20 protein-coding genes are annotated in these 23,600 nt (G+C 46.3%); 13 read left to right on the top strand and 7 right to left on the bottom strand.

The genetic code is table 11. From position 1 onward, the window contains the following. Positions 1–144: 144 nt before the first annotated feature. From gspF to gspC, 4 genes are read right to left on the bottom strand one after another with little or no spacing between them, the layout of a single operon-like run. Positions 145–1,365, bottom strand: coding sequence for a type II secretion system inner membrane protein GspF (gspF, locus tag AAAA73_RS16125; RefSeq protein WP_340599522.1), 1,221 nt, complete (start codon positions 1,363–1,365; stop codon positions 145–147). A 1-nt stretch (position 1,366) separates the two neighbouring features. Further along, entirely contained in the window at positions 1,367–3,058 is a 1,692-nt protein-coding gene (gspE, locus tag AAAA73_RS16120; RefSeq protein ID WP_340599521.1) for a type II secretion system ATPase GspE, read from the bottom strand. Between the two features lie 19 nt (positions 3,059–3,077). After that, complete coding sequence (gene gspD, locus AAAA73_RS16115; protein ID WP_340599520.1) at positions 3,078–5,363, bottom strand: type II secretion system secretin GspD; 2,286 nt, start codon at positions 5,361–5,363, stop codon at positions 3,078–3,080. A 23-nt stretch (positions 5,364–5,386) separates the two neighbouring features. Continuing rightward, entirely contained in the window at positions 5,387–6,298 is a 912-nt protein-coding gene (gene gspC / locus AAAA73_RS16110) for a type II secretion system protein GspC (protein ID WP_340599519.1), read from the bottom strand. A 157-nt stretch (positions 6,299–6,455) separates the two neighbouring features. Between gspC and AAAA73_RS16105 the strand changes: the two genes are divergently transcribed. Further along, entirely contained in the window at positions 6,456–7,025 is a 570-nt protein-coding gene (locus tag AAAA73_RS16105; protein ID WP_340599518.1) for a hypothetical protein, read from the top strand. A 3-nt stretch (positions 7,026–7,028) separates the two neighbouring features. Next, on the top strand, positions 7,029–8,150 hold the full coding sequence (locus AAAA73_RS16100; protein ID WP_340599517.1) for a hypothetical protein: 1,122 nt from the start codon (positions 7,029–7,031) through the stop codon (positions 8,148–8,150). Between the two features lie 15 nt (positions 8,151–8,165). Here AAAA73_RS16100 and AAAA73_RS16095 read toward each other — a convergent pair whose 3' ends face one another. Then, positions 8,166–9,185: an HNH endonuclease gene (locus AAAA73_RS16095; protein WP_340599516.1), complete on the bottom strand. Its 1,020-nt coding sequence runs from the start codon at positions 9,183–9,185 to the stop codon at positions 8,166–8,168. 491 nt (positions 9,186–9,676) lie between these two features. Here AAAA73_RS16095 and AAAA73_RS16090 point away from each other — a divergent pair, with 491 nt between their 5' ends. The 3 genes from AAAA73_RS16090 (at position 9,677) to AAAA73_RS16080 (ending at position 11,432) form a co-directional block, all read left to right on the top strand. Then, entirely contained in the window at positions 9,677–10,051 is a 375-nt protein-coding gene (locus tag AAAA73_RS16090) for a hypothetical protein (RefSeq protein WP_340599515.1), read from the top strand. Between the two features lie 171 nt (positions 10,052–10,222). Then, positions 10,223–10,774: a GNAT family N-acetyltransferase gene (locus AAAA73_RS16085; protein WP_340599514.1), complete on the top strand. Its 552-nt coding sequence runs from the start codon at positions 10,223–10,225 to the stop codon at positions 10,772–10,774. Between the two features lie 106 nt (positions 10,775–10,880). Then, positions 10,881–11,432, top strand: coding sequence for a GNAT family N-acetyltransferase (locus AAAA73_RS16080; protein WP_340599513.1), 552 nt, complete (start codon positions 10,881–10,883; stop codon positions 11,430–11,432). Between the two features lie 73 nt (positions 11,433–11,505). Here AAAA73_RS16080 and AAAA73_RS16075 read toward each other — a convergent pair whose 3' ends face one another. Next, positions 11,506–12,633: a hypothetical protein gene (locus AAAA73_RS16075; protein WP_340599512.1), complete on the bottom strand. Its 1,128-nt coding sequence runs from the start codon at positions 12,631–12,633 to the stop codon at positions 11,506–11,508. Between the two features lie 10 nt (positions 12,634–12,643). Then, positions 12,644–13,219 carry a cob(I)yrinic acid a,c-diamide adenosyltransferase gene (locus AAAA73_RS16070; RefSeq protein WP_340599511.1) on the bottom strand — a complete coding sequence of 192 codons (576 nt, stop codon included), beginning with the start codon at positions 13,217–13,219 and terminating at the stop codon, positions 12,644–12,646. A 62-nt stretch (positions 13,220–13,281) separates the two neighbouring features. On the opposite strand from AAAA73_RS16070, the gene AAAA73_RS16065 reads away from it, so the two are divergent. The 8 genes from AAAA73_RS16065 (at position 13,282) to AAAA73_RS16030 (ending at position 23,596) form a co-directional block, all read left to right on the top strand. Next, positions 13,282–14,091, top strand: a complete 810-nt coding sequence (locus AAAA73_RS16065) for an N-formylglutamate amidohydrolase (protein WP_340599510.1) — start codon at positions 13,282–13,284, stop codon at positions 14,089–14,091. A gap of 60 nt (positions 14,092–14,151) precedes the next feature. Further along, positions 14,152–15,561: a cytochrome c biogenesis protein ResB gene (locus tag AAAA73_RS16060; protein ID WP_340599509.1), complete on the top strand. Its 1,410-nt coding sequence runs from the start codon at positions 14,152–14,154 to the stop codon at positions 15,559–15,561. Then, positions 15,562–17,220 carry a cytochrome c biogenesis protein gene (locus tag AAAA73_RS16055; protein ID WP_340599508.1) on the top strand — a complete coding sequence of 553 codons (1,659 nt, stop codon included), beginning with the start codon at positions 15,562–15,564 and terminating at the stop codon, positions 17,218–17,220. It begins immediately after the preceding gene. A gap of 263 nt (positions 17,221–17,483) precedes the next feature. Continuing rightward, entirely contained in the window at positions 17,484–17,969 is a 486-nt protein-coding gene (locus tag AAAA73_RS16050; protein ID WP_340599507.1) for a cytochrome c3 family protein, read from the top strand. 17 nt (positions 17,970–17,986) lie between these two features. After that, the gene (locus tag AAAA73_RS16045) at positions 17,987–21,133 is read left to right on the top strand and encodes a TAT-variant-translocated molybdopterin oxidoreductase (RefSeq protein ID WP_340599506.1); all 3,147 of its coding nucleotides are present in this window, start codon (positions 17,987–17,989) and stop codon (positions 21,131–21,133) included. Next, positions 21,130–22,491, top strand: a complete 1,362-nt coding sequence (gene nrfD / locus AAAA73_RS16040; RefSeq protein ID WP_340599505.1) for an NrfD/PsrC family molybdoenzyme membrane anchor subunit — start codon at positions 21,130–21,132, stop codon at positions 22,489–22,491. The genes AAAA73_RS16045 and nrfD overlap by 4 nt, the downstream gene beginning before the upstream one ends. After that, the gene (locus tag AAAA73_RS16035) at positions 22,491–23,015 is read left to right on the top strand and encodes a DUF3341 domain-containing protein (protein ID WP_340599504.1); all 525 of its coding nucleotides are present in this window, start codon (positions 22,491–22,493) and stop codon (positions 23,013–23,015) included. Before nrfD ends, AAAA73_RS16035 begins: the two co-directional genes overlap by 1 nt. A 2-nt stretch (positions 23,016–23,017) precedes the next feature. Beyond that, complete coding sequence (locus AAAA73_RS16030) at positions 23,018–23,596, top strand: c-type cytochrome (protein ID WP_340599503.1); 579 nt, start codon at positions 23,018–23,020, stop codon at positions 23,594–23,596. Positions 23,597–23,600 lie beyond the last annotated feature (4 nt).

Genomic DNA, 23,600 nt, shown 5'->3' with positions numbered 1-23,600 from the left:
GTAAAGAGATGCTTCTGACTTGGCACATTCTTTTGTCTTGTTGTCTTACAGAATTTGTCCTTAGAGGATGGTATTTTGACCAGGAAGTTAAAGTAAACTTTTAACTTCCTGTAGGATGTCTCAAATTAAACTTTTAAGACCGAACTAACCAGCGATATTGGTCATTTCAAACATCGGAACCATGACCGCAAATACGATCATCGCAATCGCAAAACCCATCAAAACAGTAACGACTGGTGTCATCAAAGACGTCAGGGATTCCAACTTGTTTTTAACCTGGAAGTCGAAGGCATCTGATACCTGAGTCAGCATGTTCTCCAAGTCACCCGTTTTTTCGCCAATGTTAACCATGTGGATTACGATCGGCGGGAACTGGTTGGATTTTTTCAAAGGACCGGCAATCGATTCACCTTCCGCGATATTGTTGCGGGCCTCTTCGATCGCGACGGAAAGAACGCTGTTGTCCACGACGTTCTTAACGATATCCAAAGCGGTCAGCATCGGAACGCCGCCTGTTAAAAGTGTCGCCAAAGTACGAGTGAAGCGGGAGACCGCCACCATGCGCACCGCAGGTCCTGCAATCGGAAGTTTCAAAGAAATTGCATCCCATTGAGCGCGGCCCGTTGGGCTGGATTTCCAATTTCTAAACATCACAATGGCAATAAAGATCGCACCAAAGATAATGTACCAATAATTCACCATGAATTGAGAGGCATTGATCAAAGCGACAGTGTACCAAGGAAGCACCAGGTTTGGCGCGGACTCGAACACTGTGACCATTTTAGGAATCAGGAAGATAAATAGGAACGAAAGCAAACCCATCGTCACAACCAGCATGATAATCGGGTAGGTCATGGCGCTGGAAACTTTGGCACGAAGATCGGCCTGGGCTTCAGTAAACTCCGCCAGACGCATCAGGATCACGTCCAAACTTCCTGACATTTCCCCGGCTTCTACCATCGAAATATAAATCTTGGTGAAAATATTCGGGTACTTTTGCAGGGCTTTGTGGAAAGGGGAACCCTCGTTCACCATATTCTTACAGTCGGCAATGGCTTCTGAAAGAGTCGGATTTTCAACCTGCTCAGCAATCGCAGTTAATGCATCCACCAAGGGGATATTCGCCTTTACCAGAGTCGCCAACTGACGAGTCATCAGGGAAAGATCCTTAACTTGAACGGTTTTGGTGGCGCGGGGAGCGCCTTTGGACTTTTTCGTGTCTAATTTTTTCTTGTCGCGAATATCAACAACATAAATATTATCTCTTTTGAGTTTGGTACGGGCCGCACGCAGATTTTCTGCGTCGATCACACCTTTGGTGTTTCTTCCGTCACGTGTCAGGCCCTTGTACTCAAAAATTGGCATATTATAGATCCAGTTGCGTATTCGTAGTTAACTGTTCAATTGTAGTCACACCAGCCAGCACTTTGGCAATACCATGGTCACGGAAAGTTTTCATTCCATTGGCCAAAGCTTGTTTCTTCAAAGTGGCACCGTCTTTACGCTGCATGATCAATGAACGAATATCATCAGTCACAACCATCAATTCACTGATCGTCGTACGACCGGAATAACCTTTTTGCCCGCATTCCGAGCAACCCATGGCTTTGCAGATGTGGCTCTTGCTTGCAACTTCCCGGCTGACACCAATCAGTGACAATTCGAAATCTGTAGGCTCGTAAGGAGCTTTACAATGTGGGCAAAGGACACGCACCAGACGCTGCGCCACGACGCCCATAACTGAAGTTGCGATCAAGAAAGGCTCAACCCCAAAGTCAATCAAACGCGGGAAAGCACCGGCAGAGTCATTGGTATGCAGAGTACTTAAAACCAAGTGACCCGTCAGGGAGGCTTGGATCGCAAGTTCGGCAGTTTCCAAGTCACGAATCTCACCGACCATGATGATGTCGGGGTCTTGACGAAGGAAAGATCTTAAACCCGCCGCGAACGTCAATCCGATCTTGGCGTTGGTTTGCACCTGACCAATCCCGTGGATACGTTGCTCCACCGGATCTTCAACAGTCAGGATATTCACGTCAGGCTTGTTGAGTTTCGTTAATGAACCATAAAGAGTCGTGGATTTACCAGAACCCGTAGGACCTGTAACCAGCAGGATACCGTCATTACGAGCCAAAAGATCATCCAGGCGATCCAGGTTTTCTCTTGAGAAACCCAGCTGCTCAAGTTCCAGGATCACAGAGGATCTGTCTTGAATACGCATGACCAGACGCTCGCCGTGAGCCGTCGGAACAGTGGAGAGACGAATATCGATATCTTTACCGCCGACTTTCAACGGAATACGACCATCCTGAGGAAGACGTTTTTCCGCGATGTTCAAGTTCGCCATAACTTTGATACGGGAGGTGATCGCGTTCTGTAGTTTTTTAGGTGGTTTAAAGACATCCATCAAAACACCGTCCGTACGGAAGCGCACGACCATGTCTTTTTCATAGGGTTCAATATGAATATCCGAAGCTTTTTCTTTCACCGCGCGGAACAGAAGGCTGTTCACCATCTTGATCACCGGCGCATCGTCCTCGCCAGCTTCCAAAAGATCCACGATCGGATCATCAAGATCGTAATCCTCTTCGTCGATTTCATCGAGGCCCGAAAGATTCGCAGTGGATTTTTCGTAAACTTTGTTGATCGCATCCTGAATACGAATCGTGGTTGTAACCAGAGGGCGGACTTTTTTGCCAAACAGAACTTTCAAATCATCCAGGGATTTAAGGTTTACCGGATTGCTGGTAAGAGCAATCATTTGGTCGGCTTCATCCTTGTAGGGGAGGACTTGATGTTGTTTTGCGTAGTTGATCGGGATATCCCGGATCAAGTCGGCGTTGATATCGGCAACGGGGATGTCGCGGATAAAATCCAATCCCAACTCTTTGCACAGATCACTGACGACTTCATCCGCTGTGGAGAATTCCTTCTGGTTTAAAGCTTCCCCGACGGTCACGGGTCTTACGACCGACGGGTTGGCAAGCACAGAACGCACTTGATCCTGTGTCATTGAAGTAGCTTTGGACAGAATTGTCAGAACATCCACAGTGGCCATTAAAATTCCTTCTTAATTACTATTCTACGTCTTCAGGGTCTGCTGGGGCTGCTTCTGGAGGAAGCTGGCCTTTTGCTCGTCTGTAGATTGGATCAATAGTAGACCCATATGGGTCTTTTCCGCCAGTGCCTTTGATATATTCTATGCGATCATCCAAGCGTTTGGAAACAACGTGGTTCATATCATCTGAATTGCGAACGATTTTCGGAGTCAGGAATGATACCATGTTCGTTTTTGTCTTGCGAATATCACGGGATTTGAACAACCAGCCCAAGATCGGAATGTCGCCCAAAAGAGGGACTTTCACTACGGATTCAATGTCATCTTCCTTGATCAAACCACCCAGAATCGCCGTGTCGCCATTCTTCACGTTGATCATGGTGTTGATCGAACGTTTTGCCAGCGGCTGCGTGTTGTTTTGGAAATCCTTTGGAATCGCGGCTGAAGAAAGCTGCGTCACCTGTTGTTTGATTTCCATACGGATCGAGTTTGAAGACGGGCTGATGAATGGCTTGATGTGAAGTTTGATCGTCGCATCTTCCATTGTTGGCGTCGTCGTGATAGTGCCACTCGTGCCAGACACGTTTTGCTGCATGGAAGTCACGACTTTATCACCCACTTCGATCTCGGCTTCGTTGTTGTCCAAAGCGATGATTGTCGGAGTGGAAAGGATATTGGCTTTTTTGGTCTGTTTCAGGAAGTTGATGAAGCCCACCAAAGATGGAATCTTGATCGGTGTGCCACCTGTGATCGGAGTTACTTCGATCACTTTTCCGGAACCGAAGCCCAGGATCGCACCGGAGCCTCCTGTAGGACTTAGCATTGTTGCCAAATCGATACCGCCATTGAAACCGACTTTACCATAACCATTGTCGCCGTATTGGTAGTAACCAACACCCCAAGTGTCGATATCAGAAGCACTCATCTCCATGATGATCGCTTCGACGTATACCTGATCGCGGGCGATGTCGATTTTGTTCAATAGATTCAAAACCACTTCGTAGTCTTGTTTGGAAGCGGTGATAACCAAGCTGTTTGTTGCTTTGTCAGCTGTGATTTTCACGTCGCCGCCAAAAATCTCCTGTGGAGCCTGCATCTGGCCACCAATTGGTGACAGAAGACTTGGGGCACCAGTGCCAGGTTTCGGAGCGGCCTCTTTGGTTACGCCAGAAAGTGTTTGAGCGATTTTCTCGGCATCACCATTTTTAACGTAATAAACGTAAACGCCACCGGAATCTTCAGCGCGGATTCTGAAATCCAGCTGGCTGATCAGTTTTTTGATACGCACGATACCGGATTTGTTACCCACCACGATGATGGAGTTTGTTCTGTCATCCGGGATCGCCATAAAGAAGCTTGCGCCCTGTTGAGCGGAAGTGCCGGCAGATCTGGAGAATCTTGGAACGCCTGCGGTAAATGTGCCCGGTGCAGAACCCTGGCTCTTATTGCCTTTGTTGACGATTTTATCCACCAGGTCCGCTAGGTCTTTGGCTTTCGCGAACTTAATAGGGATAACTTCAAGTTGTTCTTCAAATCCCGGAACGTCCAACTGGCTGATGATTCTCATCACACGGTCGATATTTGCGCCGTAGTCCGAGATAATGATCGAGTTCGTTGGTTCATAGATATTCATCTCGCCATCCTTGGATGGCAGGATTCTTAGATCACGATTTACTTGAGCCGCTGAGATGTGCTTCAAGTGGATGATTCTTGTGATCATTTGGTCGGTGTTAGGGTAGTAAGCACCGGAGTAAACATCGATATTGTCACGTTGGGCATTTCTGGAGGATTTGATTTTCAGGAAGCCGCCAGAAGGAACCACTGTGAAACTGTTGATGGCCAAAGCGGACAGGAAAGCGTTGTAAGCTTCTGCCACTGTGATCTTGGAAGGTGCGCTGATCGTGATTTTGCCGCGCACGCCTGGATCGATGATAAAGTTTTTACCAGTCAACTCGCCCATGGCTTTAACCAGCTCTGTGATTTCCACATTCGGATAGTCAAAGGACTCGATGGTTTGCGAGAAGTTTTTATTGGTGATGTCCTCAGTCGGAGCTTTGGCGAATTTTTCCTTCTGTGCTTTTGTTAGCACTTGTCCGGCTTCATCACCAGAACCAGACGCTGTTCCGCCGTGCATGACGCCAGAGGATTCTCCGGAATCAGGAGCTGCGAAACCGCTATTGTCCTGATTGCCGAAATCCGGTGGAGGTGGCGGTGGCGGAAATGATTCAAACTGCGCTTGGGCCGCAGGTGTAACCAGCTGTGCTGTCATCAATGACGCAATTCCTAAGCTGACTGATTTTTTCATAGGCTCTCTCCTCCTGAGGGAGTTTATTGAATATTATATGTCATCGTTTCGTTTTTGCCGTTGCGCTCAACCGTAAGAACAACTTTATTGTTGCTCTTCAGGGTTTGGTACAACTCCATCGCCTTGGCAGGGCTGTCGACAGGATTTCCGTCGACGGACTTAATGACATCCATTCTTTGGATGCCGAGTTGTTCATAAATACTGCCAGGTTGCATATCTAAAACGCGGAAGCCGTTGATGTTGCCAGTGCCTGGTTCACGATTCGGAACTGCACGGGCTTGCATCAAAATACTGGAAAGATCATTGGTATATTTCAACAAAGTCGCGCGGGACAATGTGAAAGTATTGTCATTGCCTTTTTTGACTTCACCAGCAGTGGTTGGCGCTTTGGCAGCGGCGAAATTAAGTTTGCCGCCTTCTTTTTTCATCTCGATATATTCCAAGCGGTTTGAATTCAGATTGCGGAAAACCACTTTTTGTCTTTCGATGCGAACGATGTTCGCCATGCCTTCGATTTCTTTTCCTGCAGAATAAGAAATTACCTGATTTTTTCCACGGATCTCAATCGACGCAATGGATTTTTCAGGAATGGAATGCACAAGTGTACCAATCAAATTTAAAGGCAATTGAGACGGAACCGGATCCGCTTCTTTTTGCTCTGCCACGCCTTTGTTTTTATCCACGAGTTGATCGGGGATCAGGCCATTGGAGGCGAAGATATTTCTGGAAGTAATATTATTGTAAAAGCCCGAGCTCACAGAGCTGGATGCGGGTGGTGCTTTCGGGTGTGCCGGTGGCGCTGTTTGTGGCAACATGCGATCGCGATATGAAAGAATTGCCAAGTCTGCCACGCAGTAACCGATAAAGATAAATAAAATATACGAATACCATTTTTCAAATGGTGGACGCTGATTTTTCTGGTTGCGTGAAATCACAGTTGCAAATCCTTTGTTATTTCCGGCACCTAGTCCTTGGGCCTCGGACTATCGTACCAAATCTGGGGGCGGGCTGCATCAAAAAATACATGCTGGACCATGGTCCTAACGCTCTGATTTTCATTTAAAATCCCGGAAGATAGGCCATGATAGAAGTATGAGAATTCTCTACTTCACGGATGGAGCAGGAATTGATCTAATGGGGATTCGCGAATCAGTTTTGCGGATTCCTGAAGTGCTTACCTCCCTTCGTCGCGGCCAGGAGCAGGCGCGCTACGTAGACTTAATGCAGGTAATGTCACTGTCTGATGATGAATTTCGTCAGATACCGAGTGTGTTACGCACTCTTTTGATCAACCTTGTGCAAAGAGGCTTACACCAACGCTGGGTCAATCGGGATCAGCGTGCGGATTTGATTCTGAGAAGAATCAATCATCGTTCTTTAGATGAACTAAAGAACGTCGTGCACAATTTTATCAACGCCAAAGTGGCGGGTAATGCCGTTGCTACCAAAGATTTACATCTATTGCACTTTATGGACAAAGTCGAAATCACTGTCATCGGCCCTGGCTATGACGAAGTGGAGTTCTGGCTGCGTCGTGAGGTTACAACTCGCAAGGACGTCGAAGTTCAAATTAAAGACGTCATCGCGGCTGATCCAAATCTTGGCTGGTTCTGGCCACAGGTTCGCGACAGTTTCATCGATAATCAGCAAGCCTTCATTTAGTAGATGAAGGGGCTGATTGCATCGTTCATTATTTCAACAACTTGTACTTCTGCATGGGCGCAAATCGCCAGCAGTTCCTTTTTTCCCAGTGTGCGTTCAATCAATCCCGGGGTTGCTCATCTGCGAGCTCAGGCTTTGATTTCGTTGGATGGCAGTAAAAAGGATATTAATAAAAATCATGATATCACTACCGGTGGAATCGTGGGTGGTGTGAAGACAGATGTTGCTCTACAGAAGAACACTCTTTTTGGTGCTACCAAGGGGAGTAAAGTTACTTTTGAGGGAATGTTCGACTATGAAACCGGGGAGAAGACGGAACACATCAATTCGACAACCTATGGACTGCGCAATGTCACAAATTCCGCGAAGTCCATGTACGGAGGGGGAATTGTTGATTTTGGTTTGATCGGCTTGGGGTTTGCGAAAGCCAAGTACGATACGTTCAATCGTTTTCGTGTGGGATCGCCGCCAGATGTATCGGCCAATGACTTTAAAGCAGAAATTGACTACACCCTTTTAAAAGCGGGTTCAGCTTATAACATCAACGGCTTTACGGTGGGTGCCTATGTTATGCAAAGGGTTGCCACGGCTGATTACAGTTACACCTACTACGATCCGCAAACTGGAGCTCCGGGGTCTACGGAAGTTTGGCCCGCAGAAACTAAAAGTACCGGTTATGGAGTGGGTTCAGGTTTCACGGCGAAAAAATTCAGAGTCGAAGCCAGTATCGAAAAAATGGCGCAATCGGATCTAGAGATGAAAGAGAATCCATTGGAACTTATCAAGGCTCCACCTGAATCAGTACGTTTAAGTGTCGCCGGAGAAATGCGTCTGGGTAAATTGTCCCTGGGTGCTCGTGTTCGACAGATTATGGGTAATTTTGCCGATCTTGAAGATCTAATTCCTTCCAATTTACTTTACAGTGAGTTATCCGCCAGTGATGAGCGTTTGGAAACTTCATTCAACTTCGGCTGGGGTTCCGACAAGGGAATTACATATTCGGCCTTTTTCACCCAATCCACCGCTGAAACAGAAGAAGAAAGCACGATCTTCATGAATGGTGAAAAGTATCCGGCGAAGACGACCTCTACTTCTTATGGTGTTAATCTGAGTTATTACTTCTAGAAAGTCTCCTGGCAATCAGTCAGCAATCAACCCTAATCTTCTTGCCTCAGTCAAGTTGTGCGCCCGGCATAGGACTCTTAGGTTTTGTGGTTCGTTATTTCCGCCTAAAGCAATTGGCTGAATGTGGTCAATTTGCAACTGATACTTTGAGTTGCACTTGATTCCTTTAGCGCTTCGATACTCACAGCAGTAGTCAGCAGTTGTGAGTAGGTTGCGTTTGTCTGTGATTTTAATTTGCGAACGCTTCCGCGCTACCAAGAAGCTTTGCGTTGAGTTTTGCTTCACGCAGGATGATTTGCTCAAGTCAGTAGTGGCAACAGAAAGTGGGCCGCCGGCGCCGACATCGACACTAAAACCAACAGTGGCATTGGTTTTCTTGGTGAATTCTTTTTTGGCATCGTGGTTACTAAGTTCCTTACCCAAAATTATGTGAATCTGCTTTTCAGCAAGAACAGTTAGTAAATCGGCCCAGTTTCCGTCTGGAACTAGATGCGACATAAGATCCCGCGCAGATTCCAGCGTTTTCATTTGTTCCTGAGTTAAAGTGATTTCAAAACGAACCGAATCGTCCTTTTGGGGTGTGATTGAGTCGGCGATTTGAATTGGTAGATTAAAGTCCTTGGCCAGGGTGGATTTAGTCTCGAAAGAAGTTTTACTTTCGATTTTTTCAAGTACCGTAGGTAGTAGACTCACTGAAGTCGTATTGGGATTGATTTTTGCTTCCAACTTCAAAGCATTTTGAACCTGCGTCAGTTGCGTTAACGTTAAAGTGCCGTTTTCTAGTTTTTCCGCCACTTGGGGTGCTTGTTTCAAAATTCGTGCGGCACTTAATCTGCGATAGGCCGCATCTTCGCTGTATTTTAGATGTCTGGTTAGATAGCGAAACATGGAATCAAATCCCAGCTCGGCATAAAGACGGCGCGATTCCATTTCGTTAATATGATTCAAAACCAAATGAGTAATCTTGCGTTCTGAGTGCGCCAGCTTCTCAAGTCGTCCGGTTAGTTCTTCGTTTGATAGTGCAGATAAATTCATATCAACTCCTTTGTTGAAAGAGTTGTATCACGGGTTTTAAAAGGCGAATTTTACCGATATTTGTAAACCCAAATGCACTCTGAAGGAGACGCTAATGTGCAGTGAAATCATCGAGGATTAGCTGTGGCGACACATAAAATTCCCTAGGAGGTCGCTCGCGAATCAAAAGAAACAATGCATGAGTGGGCATTTTAAACACACGAAAACCATGGCAAGAAGAATAGTCTAATATCTTAGTAATTGAAGCGATGCTTCTTGGTAGCGCGGAAAAGCGGGAGAGGAGAAATAGAAAATAAGAAGTAAGAAATAAGAAATAAGAAATAAGAAGTAAGAAGTAGGAAGTAGGAAATCAAGAAAAGAAAAAAGAAATCGGCGTAACGGAGTAATTGGCCGACACAAAAGTTTTAAATGACAACTTAAACGACAAATAGACTTCTGAAGCGACCTTTTTGCTGCTTGACTCAATTAAACTGAAATAAAACAATCAACGTATGAATTCAAATAATGCTTTCAAAAAAATCGCAGTGGTTCTTGGTGTGGTCTGTGTGGTTATCGCAGGTATTTATTATAATAAAAATAAATCCGAGGCGGTCCTTGAACAGGCTCAGAATTTTTGTGAATCCATCACGCCAGGGAAAAATATTTCTGAAGTCATGGAACTCATCGGCGCATCCGCTTTTGAACAACTGGTCTTCACGGATTCCACAGGTCAGGTTGTGAATGCAGCAAATAAAGGAACTTTTTCGCCAGCGAAATCAGCGGGCTTCACCGAGGGTGTAGCCACAGTCAGTTTTGCAAAAAACCACTGCGCCATAAATTTTAAAGAGGGCGTGGTTCTGGATAAGACCTTCACCTCGGGCAATTAGTTCTAAACCGCGCGACCAAGAAGAGCTGCGTTATTTAAAACGAGAATGTGAAAGTAAGGCCGTACCTTTAGCTACGACCCTTAGCTTCTTATGTCTCCCATAAAAATTATCTTCGGATGCAAAGTTTGACGGAATTTGAATCAAGGTAAGATAATACTTTGAGGAGTCAAAGTGGACATCAAAACTGAAATCACCAAAAGTAAGACAGGTAAAACTATCACGTTGCGCGCGCCAACCATCGAGGACGCCAAGGCGCTACGGGTATTCATGGTCGAGGTCGCGGAAACGGCTCCGTATATATTGAGTACTGCGGATGATTTCAGATCCAAGTCCGAGGACTCCGAGCAGAATTGGATCAAGCGCTACCAAGAATCCAATCGGGATATGATCATATTGGCCGAATGTGATGGTAAAATCGTTGGCAATCTGGATTTCAGTACGGGGATTCGCTTTAAGAATCTGCATCGCGGTCACTTGGGAATGTCTATTGCGCCATCTCTGCGCGGTGACGGTATCGGGGAGTTGTTGCTGAGAAAGCTTTTCGCAGAAGTTCCGCGAGCAGAGGGAATCACGCAAATTGAATTGAGTGTTATGCATCCGAATACTCCGGCTTACAATCTGTACAAAAAGGTCGGCTTCATGGAGTGCGGCAGAAAACCAAATGCGTTCCGTCTTGAAGACGGAACTTTTGCTGAAGAAATTTCGATGTATGTGACGGTGTAGTGCGCGTTCGCGCTATACCGAAATATTGAGTCAGTGCGCGGGAAGGCCAACACCTGAAGTTTGACAGAGCTCCTTATCCAGTGTGACGATATCCAAAGGAGTCACCATGCGAATTTCCTCAGAAGTCGTCAGTACAAAAAAACAAAAACAAGTTCTGCTAAGGTCCCCCAATTCAGAGGACGCTCTGGGAATGATTCAAGCGATGGTCGAAATCGCCGCAACGTCTCCGCATATTATTGGCTCAGTCGAGGACTTTAAAAAGAAAACTGTCGAAGAAGAGCAAGCCTGGATACAAAAGCACAACGATGACCTTCGAGGTCTGGTCATTATTGCAGAATATGAAAACAAGACTATCGGGATACTAAATTTTAATGGCGGCAAAAGTGCGAAAACCAAACACCGGGGTTCTTTGGGTATTTCTCTTCATTCCGATATGCGTGGTGAGGGTTTGGGGTATTTGATTTTTCAAAAGTTGCTATCAGAAGTTCGAAAAATTGAAGGACTCACGCAAATGGAGTTGAGTCTTTTTAGTGAAAATCACTCAGCCTATCAGCTATATAAAAAAGTCGGTTTTCAAGAGTGCGGGCGCAGGCCGCGGGCGTACAGGCAGCCCGATGGTACGTTCTGCGATGAAATAATAATGATCAAGACGCTGTAATGTGTCGGGTGTGATTTAGTTACCGCGCTACCAAGAAGAGTCGCGTTAAAATCCAAAAAGTAAGGCCGTACCTTTAGAAAGTAAAGAACGGCTCCATTTCAATTGGGCGCTCGTTGGAAGGATGCAGAAACGACGGTGGTTCCTGATCTGGCGGCAACATCAGATAAACCCCAAACGGCAGCTTCGCCGACACCCAATCCATAGGCCTGCGATAGATAAACTCCGAGCGCATTTGATTATAAACCAGGAATTCATTTTCGCGGGCATCGTCAAAGGCCTTCCATAGCAAGGCTTCAAAAATATCGCCGTTATCTGCGTGCAGGAAATTTAAATATTTAAAATTCAAACTCGCTTCAATTTTCAGTCGCGAAAAAGGCTTGGTCATCGTGCGGGTCCAACCCAGCATCTTGCCAAACTTTAAGAACTGCCTAAAATTATGGGCCTTCAAATTGTAAGTCATCGGGATGAAGTCCTGCATGCCCTCTGCAGACCAAGGCGCACAGCAACCGACGATGTTGTCGTTTTTATCAATCGCAATAATAAAGTCTTCCAGTTTCAAACCCTGCCAGCGATCCAATTTATCGTGGAAGCTTTGTGCATCCCAAACAGTGGCCAAATCTTTAGAGCGGGACTTTTGCGAAATATAGTAAATCAAAGCATCGACATTCGAAGCGTTCCCATGGCGCATGCGCAGATGCGGAAGTGGGTTTTTCGCCCACGGAAAGCGACCGTGCAGGGAAATCATATTCAGTCGACGGAACAGATAATAGCGGGGCAGGGAGCGCTTGGTGTTGCGTTGGCGAACGAAGGCGTTCATTGATTTGGCTTCGTTCAAACTCATCACCGTGAAGAAATATTTTGCATCAAGCACAGAGGAGACTTCATTCATGACCGGCAAAAAGTGCTGACCCCATTCCAAAATGGCTTTACGATTTTGGGCAATACGCAGATCGCGACCGAAGGCCACGGTTTGGACTTTGTTGTTCAGTAAAACGTCGCGCACGACAAAACTTGCCATGCCTTCCAGTTTTTCCTCGTCTTTAAGGATGTATGTCAGGGCTTTTTCGCCATGGATTTCATAGGGCTCGAAAAAATCCTTATTGCGATCGATTTTGATCTGCAAAGGACCGTCCAAGGGGAAGCTTTTGTAAAATTCAACCAGGGCCGCGGAGTCTTCAGGTGATGCAATCTCAAGTTTCATTCATGGACCTTTAAGTTTGTTTCCAAAGGACTTCGGTCTGTCCCATTTTCATGTTGGCCCAGCGAGCAGCGACAAATAAAAAATCACTCAGGCGATTCAGGTATTGCAAAGCCATGGCGTAGCGTTCATCGCGCACTGCAATTTCAGCAGAGCGACGTTCACTACGGCGGCAGCAGGTGCGCGCCACATGCAAGTGGGAGGCGACGATGTGGCCGGCAGGCAAAATAAAATTGCGCAATTCCGGCAGGTCCGCTGTCAATTCATCAATTTTTAGCTCCACCACGCGAATTTGTTCTGCGGTGATGGGTGGCAACATTTTGAAGACTTCGTCTTTTTCGGTGGCAAGCAGGCTTCCGATATTGAAAAGTTCATTTTGAATCTTTTCAAGGATGTCATCCAAAGAAAGCAGGATCGGATAATCGCGCAATGAGGACCGACAGACGCCCAAATAACTGTTCAACTCATCCACGGTGCCATAAGCCTCGACGCGGGGATTGAACTTTTCGACGCAGGAGCCATCCACCAAACGGGTCGTGCCCTTGTCGCCAGTACGTGTATAGATCTTAGCTTTGGGAGGTGTCGTCATAACTTTTGCCCTTTTCAATTTAAGTGTCGCGTTTTACTGTTAAGGGGTCAAGAGAGGTTCCTATGGAAATCACAGCACCGTTGATGGTAACAATTCCGCATTCTGGAGAGAAAATCCCTCCACAGACTCCCTGGTTGAATACGCTGCCAGAAGAAATCGTTATGTGCGATGTGGATCGTTACGTTGACTTTTTGTATGAGCCCACTCTGCACAAACTGCAGATTCCCTATGTTAAAACCGAGTGGCATCGTTATGCGGCTGATATGAATCGTGTTCCCGAGGACGTGGATGCGAGCTCTGTGATCGGTAACGGAAATCCTGCAGGAATGCACAACCGTGGTTTTCACTGGGTCATCACAACCTACAAACATCAGTTGATGAAAGAGCCAATGAGTCAGCAATCACACGATGAGCTGGTGAATTTGGTGTATGAGCCTTTCCATAGTAATATCCGCGACCTTTACGCGAAACTTCACGCAAAAGGTTACACTAAAACTTATCACATTGATGCGCACAGCATGCCTTCAGTCGGCACCAGTGAGCACCGTGATCCAGGAGAGCGTCGCGCTGATATCGTCGTGAGCGACAGCAAAGGGAAAAGCTGTGATCCAAGATTCAAGGATCTGGTGATCGCAGCCTATGTGACCGCAGGATTCAAAGTTGGATACAACTGGCCGTATTTTGGCGGTCGCGTCACAGAGCAATACGGCAATCCAACGCGAGAAATGCATACTTTGCAGGTCGAAATGAATCGCGAACTTTACATGGATGAGAAGACCAAGAAGCTGAAGCCTGAAGAAGCTAAAAAAGTGCAGGAGAAAATCAGCTTTGCACTCAGCTATATCCGCAACAATTTGCAGCACCTAACGTAGAGTGTCGAAGGCCGAAAAGCATAGTCACAGGGCAGGGTTTCATCTAAAGATATCCGCTCTATGGTAAATGTTTCTTTGAAGTCCGTTATTAAGCGCCTGAATAGACCGCTGGCAAGTTTGAAGCTCGCGGTTTTCATTATCATTTCAATTGCCGTCATCACAGCTGTGGGGACTATTGTCGAAGCCAAGTACGATGCTTACGCTGCCAAAAAGCTCGTTTACGATACTTGGTATATGTACACTGTCATGGGCATGCTAGTGATCAACTTGATTGCGGTGATGGTGGATCGTCTGCCATGGAAAAAACGTCACGTGGCTTTCGTGTTGGCTCACATCGGAATTATCATTTTGTTGTTCGGTGGTCTTTTGACCATGAAGTATGGCTTGGATGGCTCGATGCGAATCGATATCAGTCAAAAAAACAATCTGGTGCAGACATCTGAAACCGATCTGGTGGTTTACAGCTCTTTCGATGGGGATCGTTACACGAAAACCCTTGAGCAGGAAGTGGACTTCTTCGTCAAACCTCCAACGGAAAAAAAGCCGACGGTGATCCCGGTGTATGCCGGCGATATCAAAATCGTCGAGTATAAAAAGTACGTTCTGCCTTCTCGTAAAGTCATCGCTGATGAAAGTGGCAAAGCAGGCTCCGGTTTGCGTTTCCAGGTGCAAAATCCCAACGTCAATGTGATCGAGTGGCTGGTTCAGAAAAAAGCTGGCACTTTGCAAACGCATGATTTCGGTCCGGCTCAGGTTCATCTGGGGCCGATCCCTGCAAAGGGGCAAATGCGCAATGAAATTTACCTGGAGCCTGTGAAAGAAAAAGGCGGCTTGCGCTACGCTGTCTTTTACAAAGATTCTGAAAAAGTCGGCAAATCCGGATTCATCAAAGAGGGTGAAGTTTTTGACCCAGGATTTAAGATGGCCTTGGATTTCCGTGTTCTAAGATACCTGCCATCGGCTTTGGAAGATTGGGAACTGCAGGATATGGATCGTCCTACACCGATGACAACATCCGCTGTGAAAATTATTTTCCAGGACAAGCCTCATTGGGTGTTGTTGAACGATATGGTGAAATTATTCACAGATAATGCGGTTTATCTTCTGACTTACGGCAACCGTCGTATCGATATCGGTTTTCCAATTCAACTGAAGTCATTTGTGGTGGATCGTTATCAGGGCACGATGCGAGCTGCGGCTTACAAGAGTGTGGTTGAAGTTCCGGATTTGGGAGAGATTGAGATCTCCATGAATGAGCCCCTAAAATACAAAGGACTGACGATTTACCAGGCCTCTTTCCAGGAGGAGAATGGTCATCCTGTGGCGTCCATCTTTTCGGTGAATGCAGATCCGGGCAGATCGTGGAAGTATCTGGGTTCCCTGATTTTAAGTCTGGGTATCGTTCTTTTGATGTGGTTTAAACATTTGGATTTCAAGATAGCTAAGAAAAAAGACGGCGGGAAAAATTAGATGAAAAAGTTTTTACTCTTTTTGACAGCGGTTTTAGTGTCCCTTTCTGGTGTGGTTGCTTATGCGAAACCCGGGGACCAACTGAAGTATTTGCCGGTTCAGGATGGCGGGCGACTGAAGCCTTACGACAGTTTTGCCAAGGAAATGTTGGAGATTGTCTACGGGAAAAGTTCCTACGAGGGACGTAAAGCCACAGAAATTATCCTGACGTGGATGTTGTCGCCTCAAGCATGGGCTGACAAAAAGATCTTTGAAGTTCGCAATCACCAGGTTTTGGAGGCGATGAAGCTTCCAAAGGATCAAAGATACTTTAATGGCCAGGAGCTGTTCGGCAGCGATCGTTTTGCTTTGCTTCGTCAGGAGCTTCAGGCAAAGCGTGATGCCAAAGAAAAATTGAATCCGTACTTCCAGGCCTTGCAACGTCTGGAAAATCAGTACTTCGTTTTTCAAGAAGTGGCAGCAGGACGTATGTTGAAAGTTCTTCCTCCGAAAGAGGGGGATAACTGGATTGCTGTGGCCGATTTGCCAGAGGCGTTTCAACAAAAATTTATGGGCATCACGACGGCGTTTGTGAGTTATATCGGTGGTGTGGCAAGTGGTGCAAACCAGGCAGACATCGATGCAGCGGCAACGAAGCTTGATGAATCGATCATCGCGTTTGAAACAGCAGCGCGTGCGGAGAATCCTGCGCTTTATGATCACAGCGCACGAATTCACGCGGAAGTTCACTACAACAGTTTCCATCCGTTCCGCTGGGCTTATGTGTTCTATATCCTTGCGGCAATTGCCATTCTTTTGGTGTGGGCTCTTTCTAAAGAGTCTTTGATGAAAGCGGCCTGGGTGTTCCTGGCGATTGGTTTCATCCTGAATACATATGGTTTTGCGATTCGCATGTATATTATGGAGAGAGCTCCTGTTTCAAATATGTATGAGACGGTGGTGTGGGTAGCATGGGGAACCGTGTTTTTCGCTGCGATCCTTGAGCTGATCTATAAGTTCCGCATTGTTTTATTTGCGGGAACGTTGGTTGCTGCTTTTGGATTGGTGATTGCTGACTTCGCGCCAGCAGTTTTGGATCCTACTTTGCAACCGCTTGAACCAGTGCTACGCAGCAATTATTGGCTGACGATTCACGTGATGACTATCACTATCAGTTACGCCGCATTCTTTTTGGCGTTCGGATTGGGCGACCTTGGTCTGTTTTACTATCTTAAGGGCGAAGAAAAAAACCACGAGAAAATTCGCGCGGTCGTGACAGCTATTTACAGATCCATGCAAATCGGCGTCGCATTTTTGGCGCCGGGAATTATCTTGGGTGGTATTTGGGCTGACTATTCATGGGGCCGATTCTGGGGATGGGATCCAAAGGAAACTTGGGCGTTGATTGCGCTTCTTGGTTATTTGGCAGTTCTACACGCAAGATATGCGGGGATGATCAAAAATTTCGGCATGGTAGTGACAGCGATTATCACTTTCTCTTTAGTTATCATGGCTTGGTACGGTGTGAACTTCGTTCTTGGTGCGGGGCTTCATTCTTACGGATTCGGCGCGGGCGGCGTTGAATATGTGTCTGCTTTTGTGGCTGCACATTTGTTATTTGCGCTGTACGTGTGGGTTTTGCGCCAAGGCCGCAGTAAGAAATCGGCAAAAAATTCCTAAGAAGAGTAGAGTTCGTAGGAAATTTGATCTGCATAAAAACTAAGCGAGAGGCCCAAAGCCTCTCGCTTTTTCAATATGCTTGCAAAAAGAATATGGACAACTGGACTTTTAAGTCATTAAATAAGGGCAAAATAAATATAGGACAGCGTTGTTGGCCTCAATCCTCAATTACAACAAGAGGATAGGAGTTTAGCAAAAGGATGATTATGCATCGGGTATTTAGAAGTACGACGGCGGGCGTGTTAGCTTGTTTGAGCGCGCTCATGATTTTTTCAACACTTCTCACGGGTTGTAAATTCCAACCAGGTTGGGGTTACAACAAAGGCTATGCTCCAGAGCAGCCAATTGCGTTTGATCACCAGCTGCATGCGGGGACGAACAAGATTCAGTGTCAATACTGCCACAATCAAGTGGAAAGAAGTAAACACTCGAATATTCCAGCACTATCAACGTGCATGAACTGTCACTTGCAAGTAGCGACAGACAAACCGGAAATTCAAAAACTTCGTGAAGCTTACGACAGCGGCGGCTCGGTTGAGTGGGTTCGCGTTCACATGCTTCCTGATTTCGTACACTTTAATCACAGCGCACACATCGCGAAGGGCGTGAACTGTCAAACATGTCACGGTCCGATCGAAACGATGAAACGTGTGGAGCAATTCTCTGACCTTTCCATGGGCTGGTGTGTGAACTGTCACCGCCAACCAGAGAACAAAGCTCCAATTAACTGCTCAACTTGTCACTACTAAGGGTTTCGGAAGGTATTATGTCTGAAATGCATCATGATAATGAATTAGAAGCAAAAAAAGCGTTGCGCCCGAAAATCGTGCGTGACACGAAATTCTGGGAAACGATCGAAGAAAAAATCGGTGGTCCTGAGTTTCAAGAGAAAGCAGAGACTGAGTTTAAATCCTCTCCACTTCGTGAAAGCGACAGTGAGGACGGTTGGGCTCGTCGTGAGTTCTTGAAGTTGATGGGTGCTTCTTTGGCTATGGCGACTGCGTCTTGCGTACGCCGTCCAGTGCAAAAGATCGTTCCATACAACAAAATGCCTGAAGAGGTGACTCTAGGTCAGGCGAATTACTATTCTTCTGCATACTTCGACGGTAACGATGCGATGGGCTTGCTTATCAAAACTCGTGAAGGTCGTCCGATTCACATTGAATCAAATCCTGCGCATCCATTCACTCAAGGTGGTTTGAGCGCTCGTTCTCAAGCGACTTTGATGTCCCTTTATGATCCTGAAAGACTACAAGGTCCTAAGCGCAATCTTTTCAATGAAAAGAAATCCAACTCTCAAATCATCGACGTGAAATGGGAAGAGCTGGATAAAAAAGTTGTTGAGCAATTGGCAAAAGGTGGCGTGGCCATCCTTTCCGGCCCCATCGCTTCTCCTTCAACTCGCGCTGTAGTTTCAGACTTCGCTCAAGGCTTCAAAGCTAAGACTGTGGTTTGGGATGCTTTTGCTCACGAAGAAATCCGTGATGGTCAAAAAGCTTCTTACGGTGACGATGTTGTGCCTCAGTACTGGTTCGACAAAGCTAAGATGATCGTATCTGTTGAAGCGGACTTCTTGGGTACTTGGATCAATCCAACGGCTTACACTCATCAGTTCACTCAAGGTCGTAAAGACATTAAAAACATGAGCCGTATGGTTTCTTTCGATTCCAACTACTCATTGACGGGTGCAAACTCTGATATCCGTTTCAAAATCAAGCCTTCACAACAACTTGACGTTGTTATGGGCCTTCTTCACGAGATCATCGTGGTTAAAGGTCTTTCTTCATACGCTGGTAACGGCAATGTGAAGTCTGCGTTGGCGCCATTTGCAGACACTGCAAAAAAATTGGGTATCGACGCTGCGATGTTTGCAAAAGTTGCATCTGATCTTTGGGCGAACAAAGGTGAGTCACTGGTTGTTGCCGGTGGTATCACGACTTTGACTGACAAAGCAGTTGAGCTTCAAGTTGCAGTGAACATGTTGAACTCCGTTTTGGAAAATGACGGTAAAACTGTTGATTCCAAATCCGGCAACTCTGCTTTGACAGCGTCTTACGCTGACATGGCTCAGTTGATCCAGGATATGAAAGACGGCAAAGTTCAAACTTTGATCATGCACAAAGTGAACCCTGGTTACTCTTTGCCAACAGCAATGGGTTTCGCAGAAGCTGTTAAAAAAGTTAAAATGGTTGTCTACACTGGTGACCGCGTTGACGAAACAGGTGTGTTCGCAGATTACATCACTCCAGACAACCATGCGTTGGAATCCTGGAATGATTTGGAAGTTGGTAAAGGTGTTATCTCCATCTGCCAACCTGCAATTCGTCCTATGTACGACACTCGTTCGTTCCAGTTGTCTTTGATGACTTGGGCGTTCATGGCGAAACAAGGTCCAGCACGTCTTCGCGACTACGAAACGTTCTATGACTACTTGAGAGTTTACTGGAAATCAGACATCCACCCGAAATACGGTAAAGGCGCAGGCTTTGAAGATTTCTGGTTGGAAGCTCTTCAAAAAGGTTATGTCGGTGACGTGGTTCGTGGATCTGGCGCTCGTTCATTCAAAGTGGACGCGTTCACATCCATCAAGCCAGCTAAAGCTCAAGAAGGTATGGAACTTGTTCTTTACCCTAAAGTGGCGATAATGGATGGCTCTCTTGCCAACGTAGGTTGGTTGCAAGAGCTACCAGATCCAGTGACGAAGCTGACTTGGGACAACTACGTAATGATCTCTATCGGCATGGCTGAAAAGAACGGTTTGAAAACCGGTTCTATGATCACTCTTAAAGTGGGTGACAAGTCTGTTGATCTTCCAACTTACATCCAACCAGGTCTTCATGACGAGGTTATGGCTGTAGCAGTTGGTTACGGACGCACTCGCGCTGGTAAAGTGGCGAACGGCGTTGGTAAAAACATGAATGAGTTCATCGCTGTAGATAAAGCCGGGAAAGTTATCTTCTCTGGTCAATCAGCGACATTCACTAAGCTTGGTAAAAAATATGATCTAGCGGGTACTTCCGGAAACTTCTCTATGGAAGGTCGTCAAATCGCTGCTGAAGCGTCTTTGAAGGACTACAATAAAGATAAATCCGCTGGCATCCACAGACACAACACTTGGAACATCTGGTCTGGTCACCAATACTCCGGTCACAAATGGGGTATGGCTGTAGATCTTCACACTTGCACAGGCTGTTCAGCTTGCGTGGTGGCGTGCCAATCTGAAAACAACATCTCTGTTGTTGGTAAGAAGTACGTTCTTGAAGGTCGTATCATGCACTGGTTGCGTATCGACCGTTACTACCAAGGTGATATCGCAAACGCAGAAGCGATCTTCCAACCGGTTATGTGCCAACACTGTGACAACGCTCCTTGTGAGACTGTATGTCCGGTTATCGCGACAGCTCACTCAGATGAAGGTCTGAATGACATGGTTTACAACCGTTGCGTGGGAACTCGTTACTGTGCGAATAACTGCCCGTACAAAGTACGTCGTTTCAACTGGTTCAACTATGCGAAGCTGATCGAAAAACCAATGCACATGGCTTTGAATCCATCTGTGGGTGTTCGTGTGCGCGGGGTGATGGAAAAATGTACGTTCTGCGTACAAAGAATCCAAGACGGTAAAACTCAAGCTCGTAATGAAAAACGCCAGGTAAAAGACGGCGATATCAAAACGGCTTGTCAAACATCCTGCCCAACGGGCGGTATCGTGTTTGGTGACTTGAATGATCCAGAATCACAAGTTGCAAAAATCTGGAAAGCTGAAGAGAAAGAGCGTGGTTACGCGTTGCTAGAAGAATGGCATGCTAAACCATCTGTTCGCTATCTTTCCAAAATCCGTAACAATGATAAAGAATCAACTGGTGGCCATGATCACGGTCACGGTACTGCAAAACAAGGTGAGCACTCATGATGAAGCGTAGTCCATTAGTCCTTGGCAATAAGACATTGAAGGATGTCAGTGATGACATCTGTGCTCCATTGGAAAGATTCCCATCCAAAGGTTGGGTGGGGATGTTCCTGGGCGCGAAAACATTGCTTCTATTTTACATCGTAATCCTGGCCTGCGTAGTGGGTATTGGTATCGGTTTGCTGGGTGTAACTCATCCGGTATTCTGGGGTACGATGATCGTTACTTTCGTATTCTGGATCGGTATCGGTCACGCCGGCACACTGATCTCTGCGGTACTTTTCCTGTTCCGTCAGAAATGGAGAACATCAGTAGCTCGTACTGCTGAGGCGATGACGGTATTCGCGGTTATGACTGCGGGTCTTTTCCCATTGCTACATACAGGTCGTCCTTGGTTGGACTACTGGTTGTTCCCGTATCCGAATCAACGTGGTCCATTGTGGGTGAACTTCCGTTCTCCGCTTCTATGGGACGTTTTCGCCGTATCCACATACGCGACGGTTTCCATGGTATTCTGGTACATCGGTTTGGTTCCTGACTTTGCGACAATCAAAGACCGTGCGAAAAATAAATTGCGTAAAACAATTTACGGCGCGCTTTCTTTGGGTTGGAGAGGAACTGCGAAAAACTGGTCACACTACGAAATGTTGTACTTGTTGCTTGCGGGTCTTTCGACTCCGCTGGTTCTTTCCGTACATACGATCGTATCCTTCGACTTCGCGGTTTCCAACTTGCCAGGCTGGCATACAACGATCTTCCCTCCATACTTCGTTGCCGGTGCGATCTTCTCCGGTTTCGCGATGGTTGTGACGTTGATGACTTTGGTACGTATCGGTTTCCCTGAATTCAAAAACTACGTAACTCTGGACCATATGGAAGTGATGAATAAAATCATCATGACGACTGGTATGCTGGTTGGTTACGCGTACGCGTCTGAGTTCTTCATTGCATGGTACTCTGGCAATCCGTATGAGCGCTTCGCATTCGTGAATCGTGCTTTCGGTCCTTATGCTTGGTCATACTGGATCATGGTTTCGTGTAACGTATTGTCTCCGCAAGTGTTCTGGTTCAAACGTTTCCGTCGTTCTATCCCTGTGATGTTCGTGGTTTCCATCTTCGTTAACATCGGTATGTGGTTCGAGCGTTTCGTGATCACGGTTACTTCTCTTCACCGCGACTTCTTGCCGGCGAACTGGGGTATGTACCAATGGTCATGGTGGGATACGGGCGTTCTGGTTGGTTCGTTCGGTATGTTCCTGACATTGTTCTTGTTGTACTTGCGCTTGTTCCCAGCGGTTTCTATCGCGGAAGTTAAGCCTGTTCTACACGTTGGTTATGACACTGAAGGAGGGCACCACTAATGGCTGCTCAATATACTAAAGGTATTGCTGGCATCTTTTTGGATGAAGCAAAAATCCTAAAGGCTGCACGCAAGATGCGTGAATCTGGTTCCAACAAGTTTGAAGCTATTTCTTCATATCCCGTACATGGTATGGAAGAAGCTTGCGGTATCAAACGTTCTTGGATTCCTTATGTGACTTTCGTTGCTGGTTGCGTGGGTTTGGCTGCTGGTTTGGGTCTGACTTATTGGACTTCCGCAGTAAACTGGGCTGTGAATATCGGTGGTAAACCGTTTTTCTCTCTTCCAGCATTCGTACCTATCATGTTCGAGTTGACGATTCTTTTCGCAGCTCTTTCTTCTGTAGGTGCTTTGTTCTATGCATGCAAAATGCCACGCATTGATCCACCGATCATTGATCCGGATCTAAGCTGCCATAAATTTGCGATTTTTGTTCCACACAATGACTCTATCTATGACGAAGCCAAGCTTACGAACATGTTCAAAGAGCTGGGCGCCGTTGAAGTGAAGAAGACGGAGTACTAGAAATGAAAAGTCTTGTTAATATGACTCTAGTTGTAGCAGCAGGTTTGTCGGCAATTGCGCTGACAAGCTGTGGTCCTCGCGGCAACAAACCAAACGTTGAAATCATCCAAGACATGATGGTGACTCCTGCAGTTAAGGCTCAGTCCTATGACGAAGGTGCTCCTCATCATTCTGGCATGCGTGTTCCTCCTGAGAGAACTGTGCCTCAAGGTTTCGAACCATACCGTTACGCTACTGATTTGGAAGGGGCTATTAAGAACCTGAGAAATCCATTGGCTGGCAAAATGGATGAAGAGACTTTGTTGGTAGGTCAAAAATACTACGAAACTAACTGTGCAGTTTGCCACGGTTATAAAGGTGAAGGCGGCGAGGCTGCGAAGTCTGTTGTTTCATCAAAAATGGCTTTGAAGCCACCTCCAATGTTGAGTGATAAAGTAAAAGGCTGGCCGGATGCTCACTTGTACCACGTGATCACGATGGGGCAAGGTGTGATGGGTCCGTATGCTTCTCACATTCCACAACAATATCGTTGGCAGGTTGTTAACTACATTCGCTTCCTTGAGAAGCGTGATGGTAAATAGGATT

Source organism: Bdellovibrio sp. GT3 (assembly GCF_037996765.1).
In the GTDB taxonomy this organism is placed as follows: domain Bacteria; phylum Bdellovibrionota; class Bdellovibrionia; order Bdellovibrionales; family Bdellovibrionaceae; genus Bdellovibrio.
Note: the sequence above shows the minus strand (reverse complement) of the source record. Positions and strands in the feature narration are given on the sequence as shown.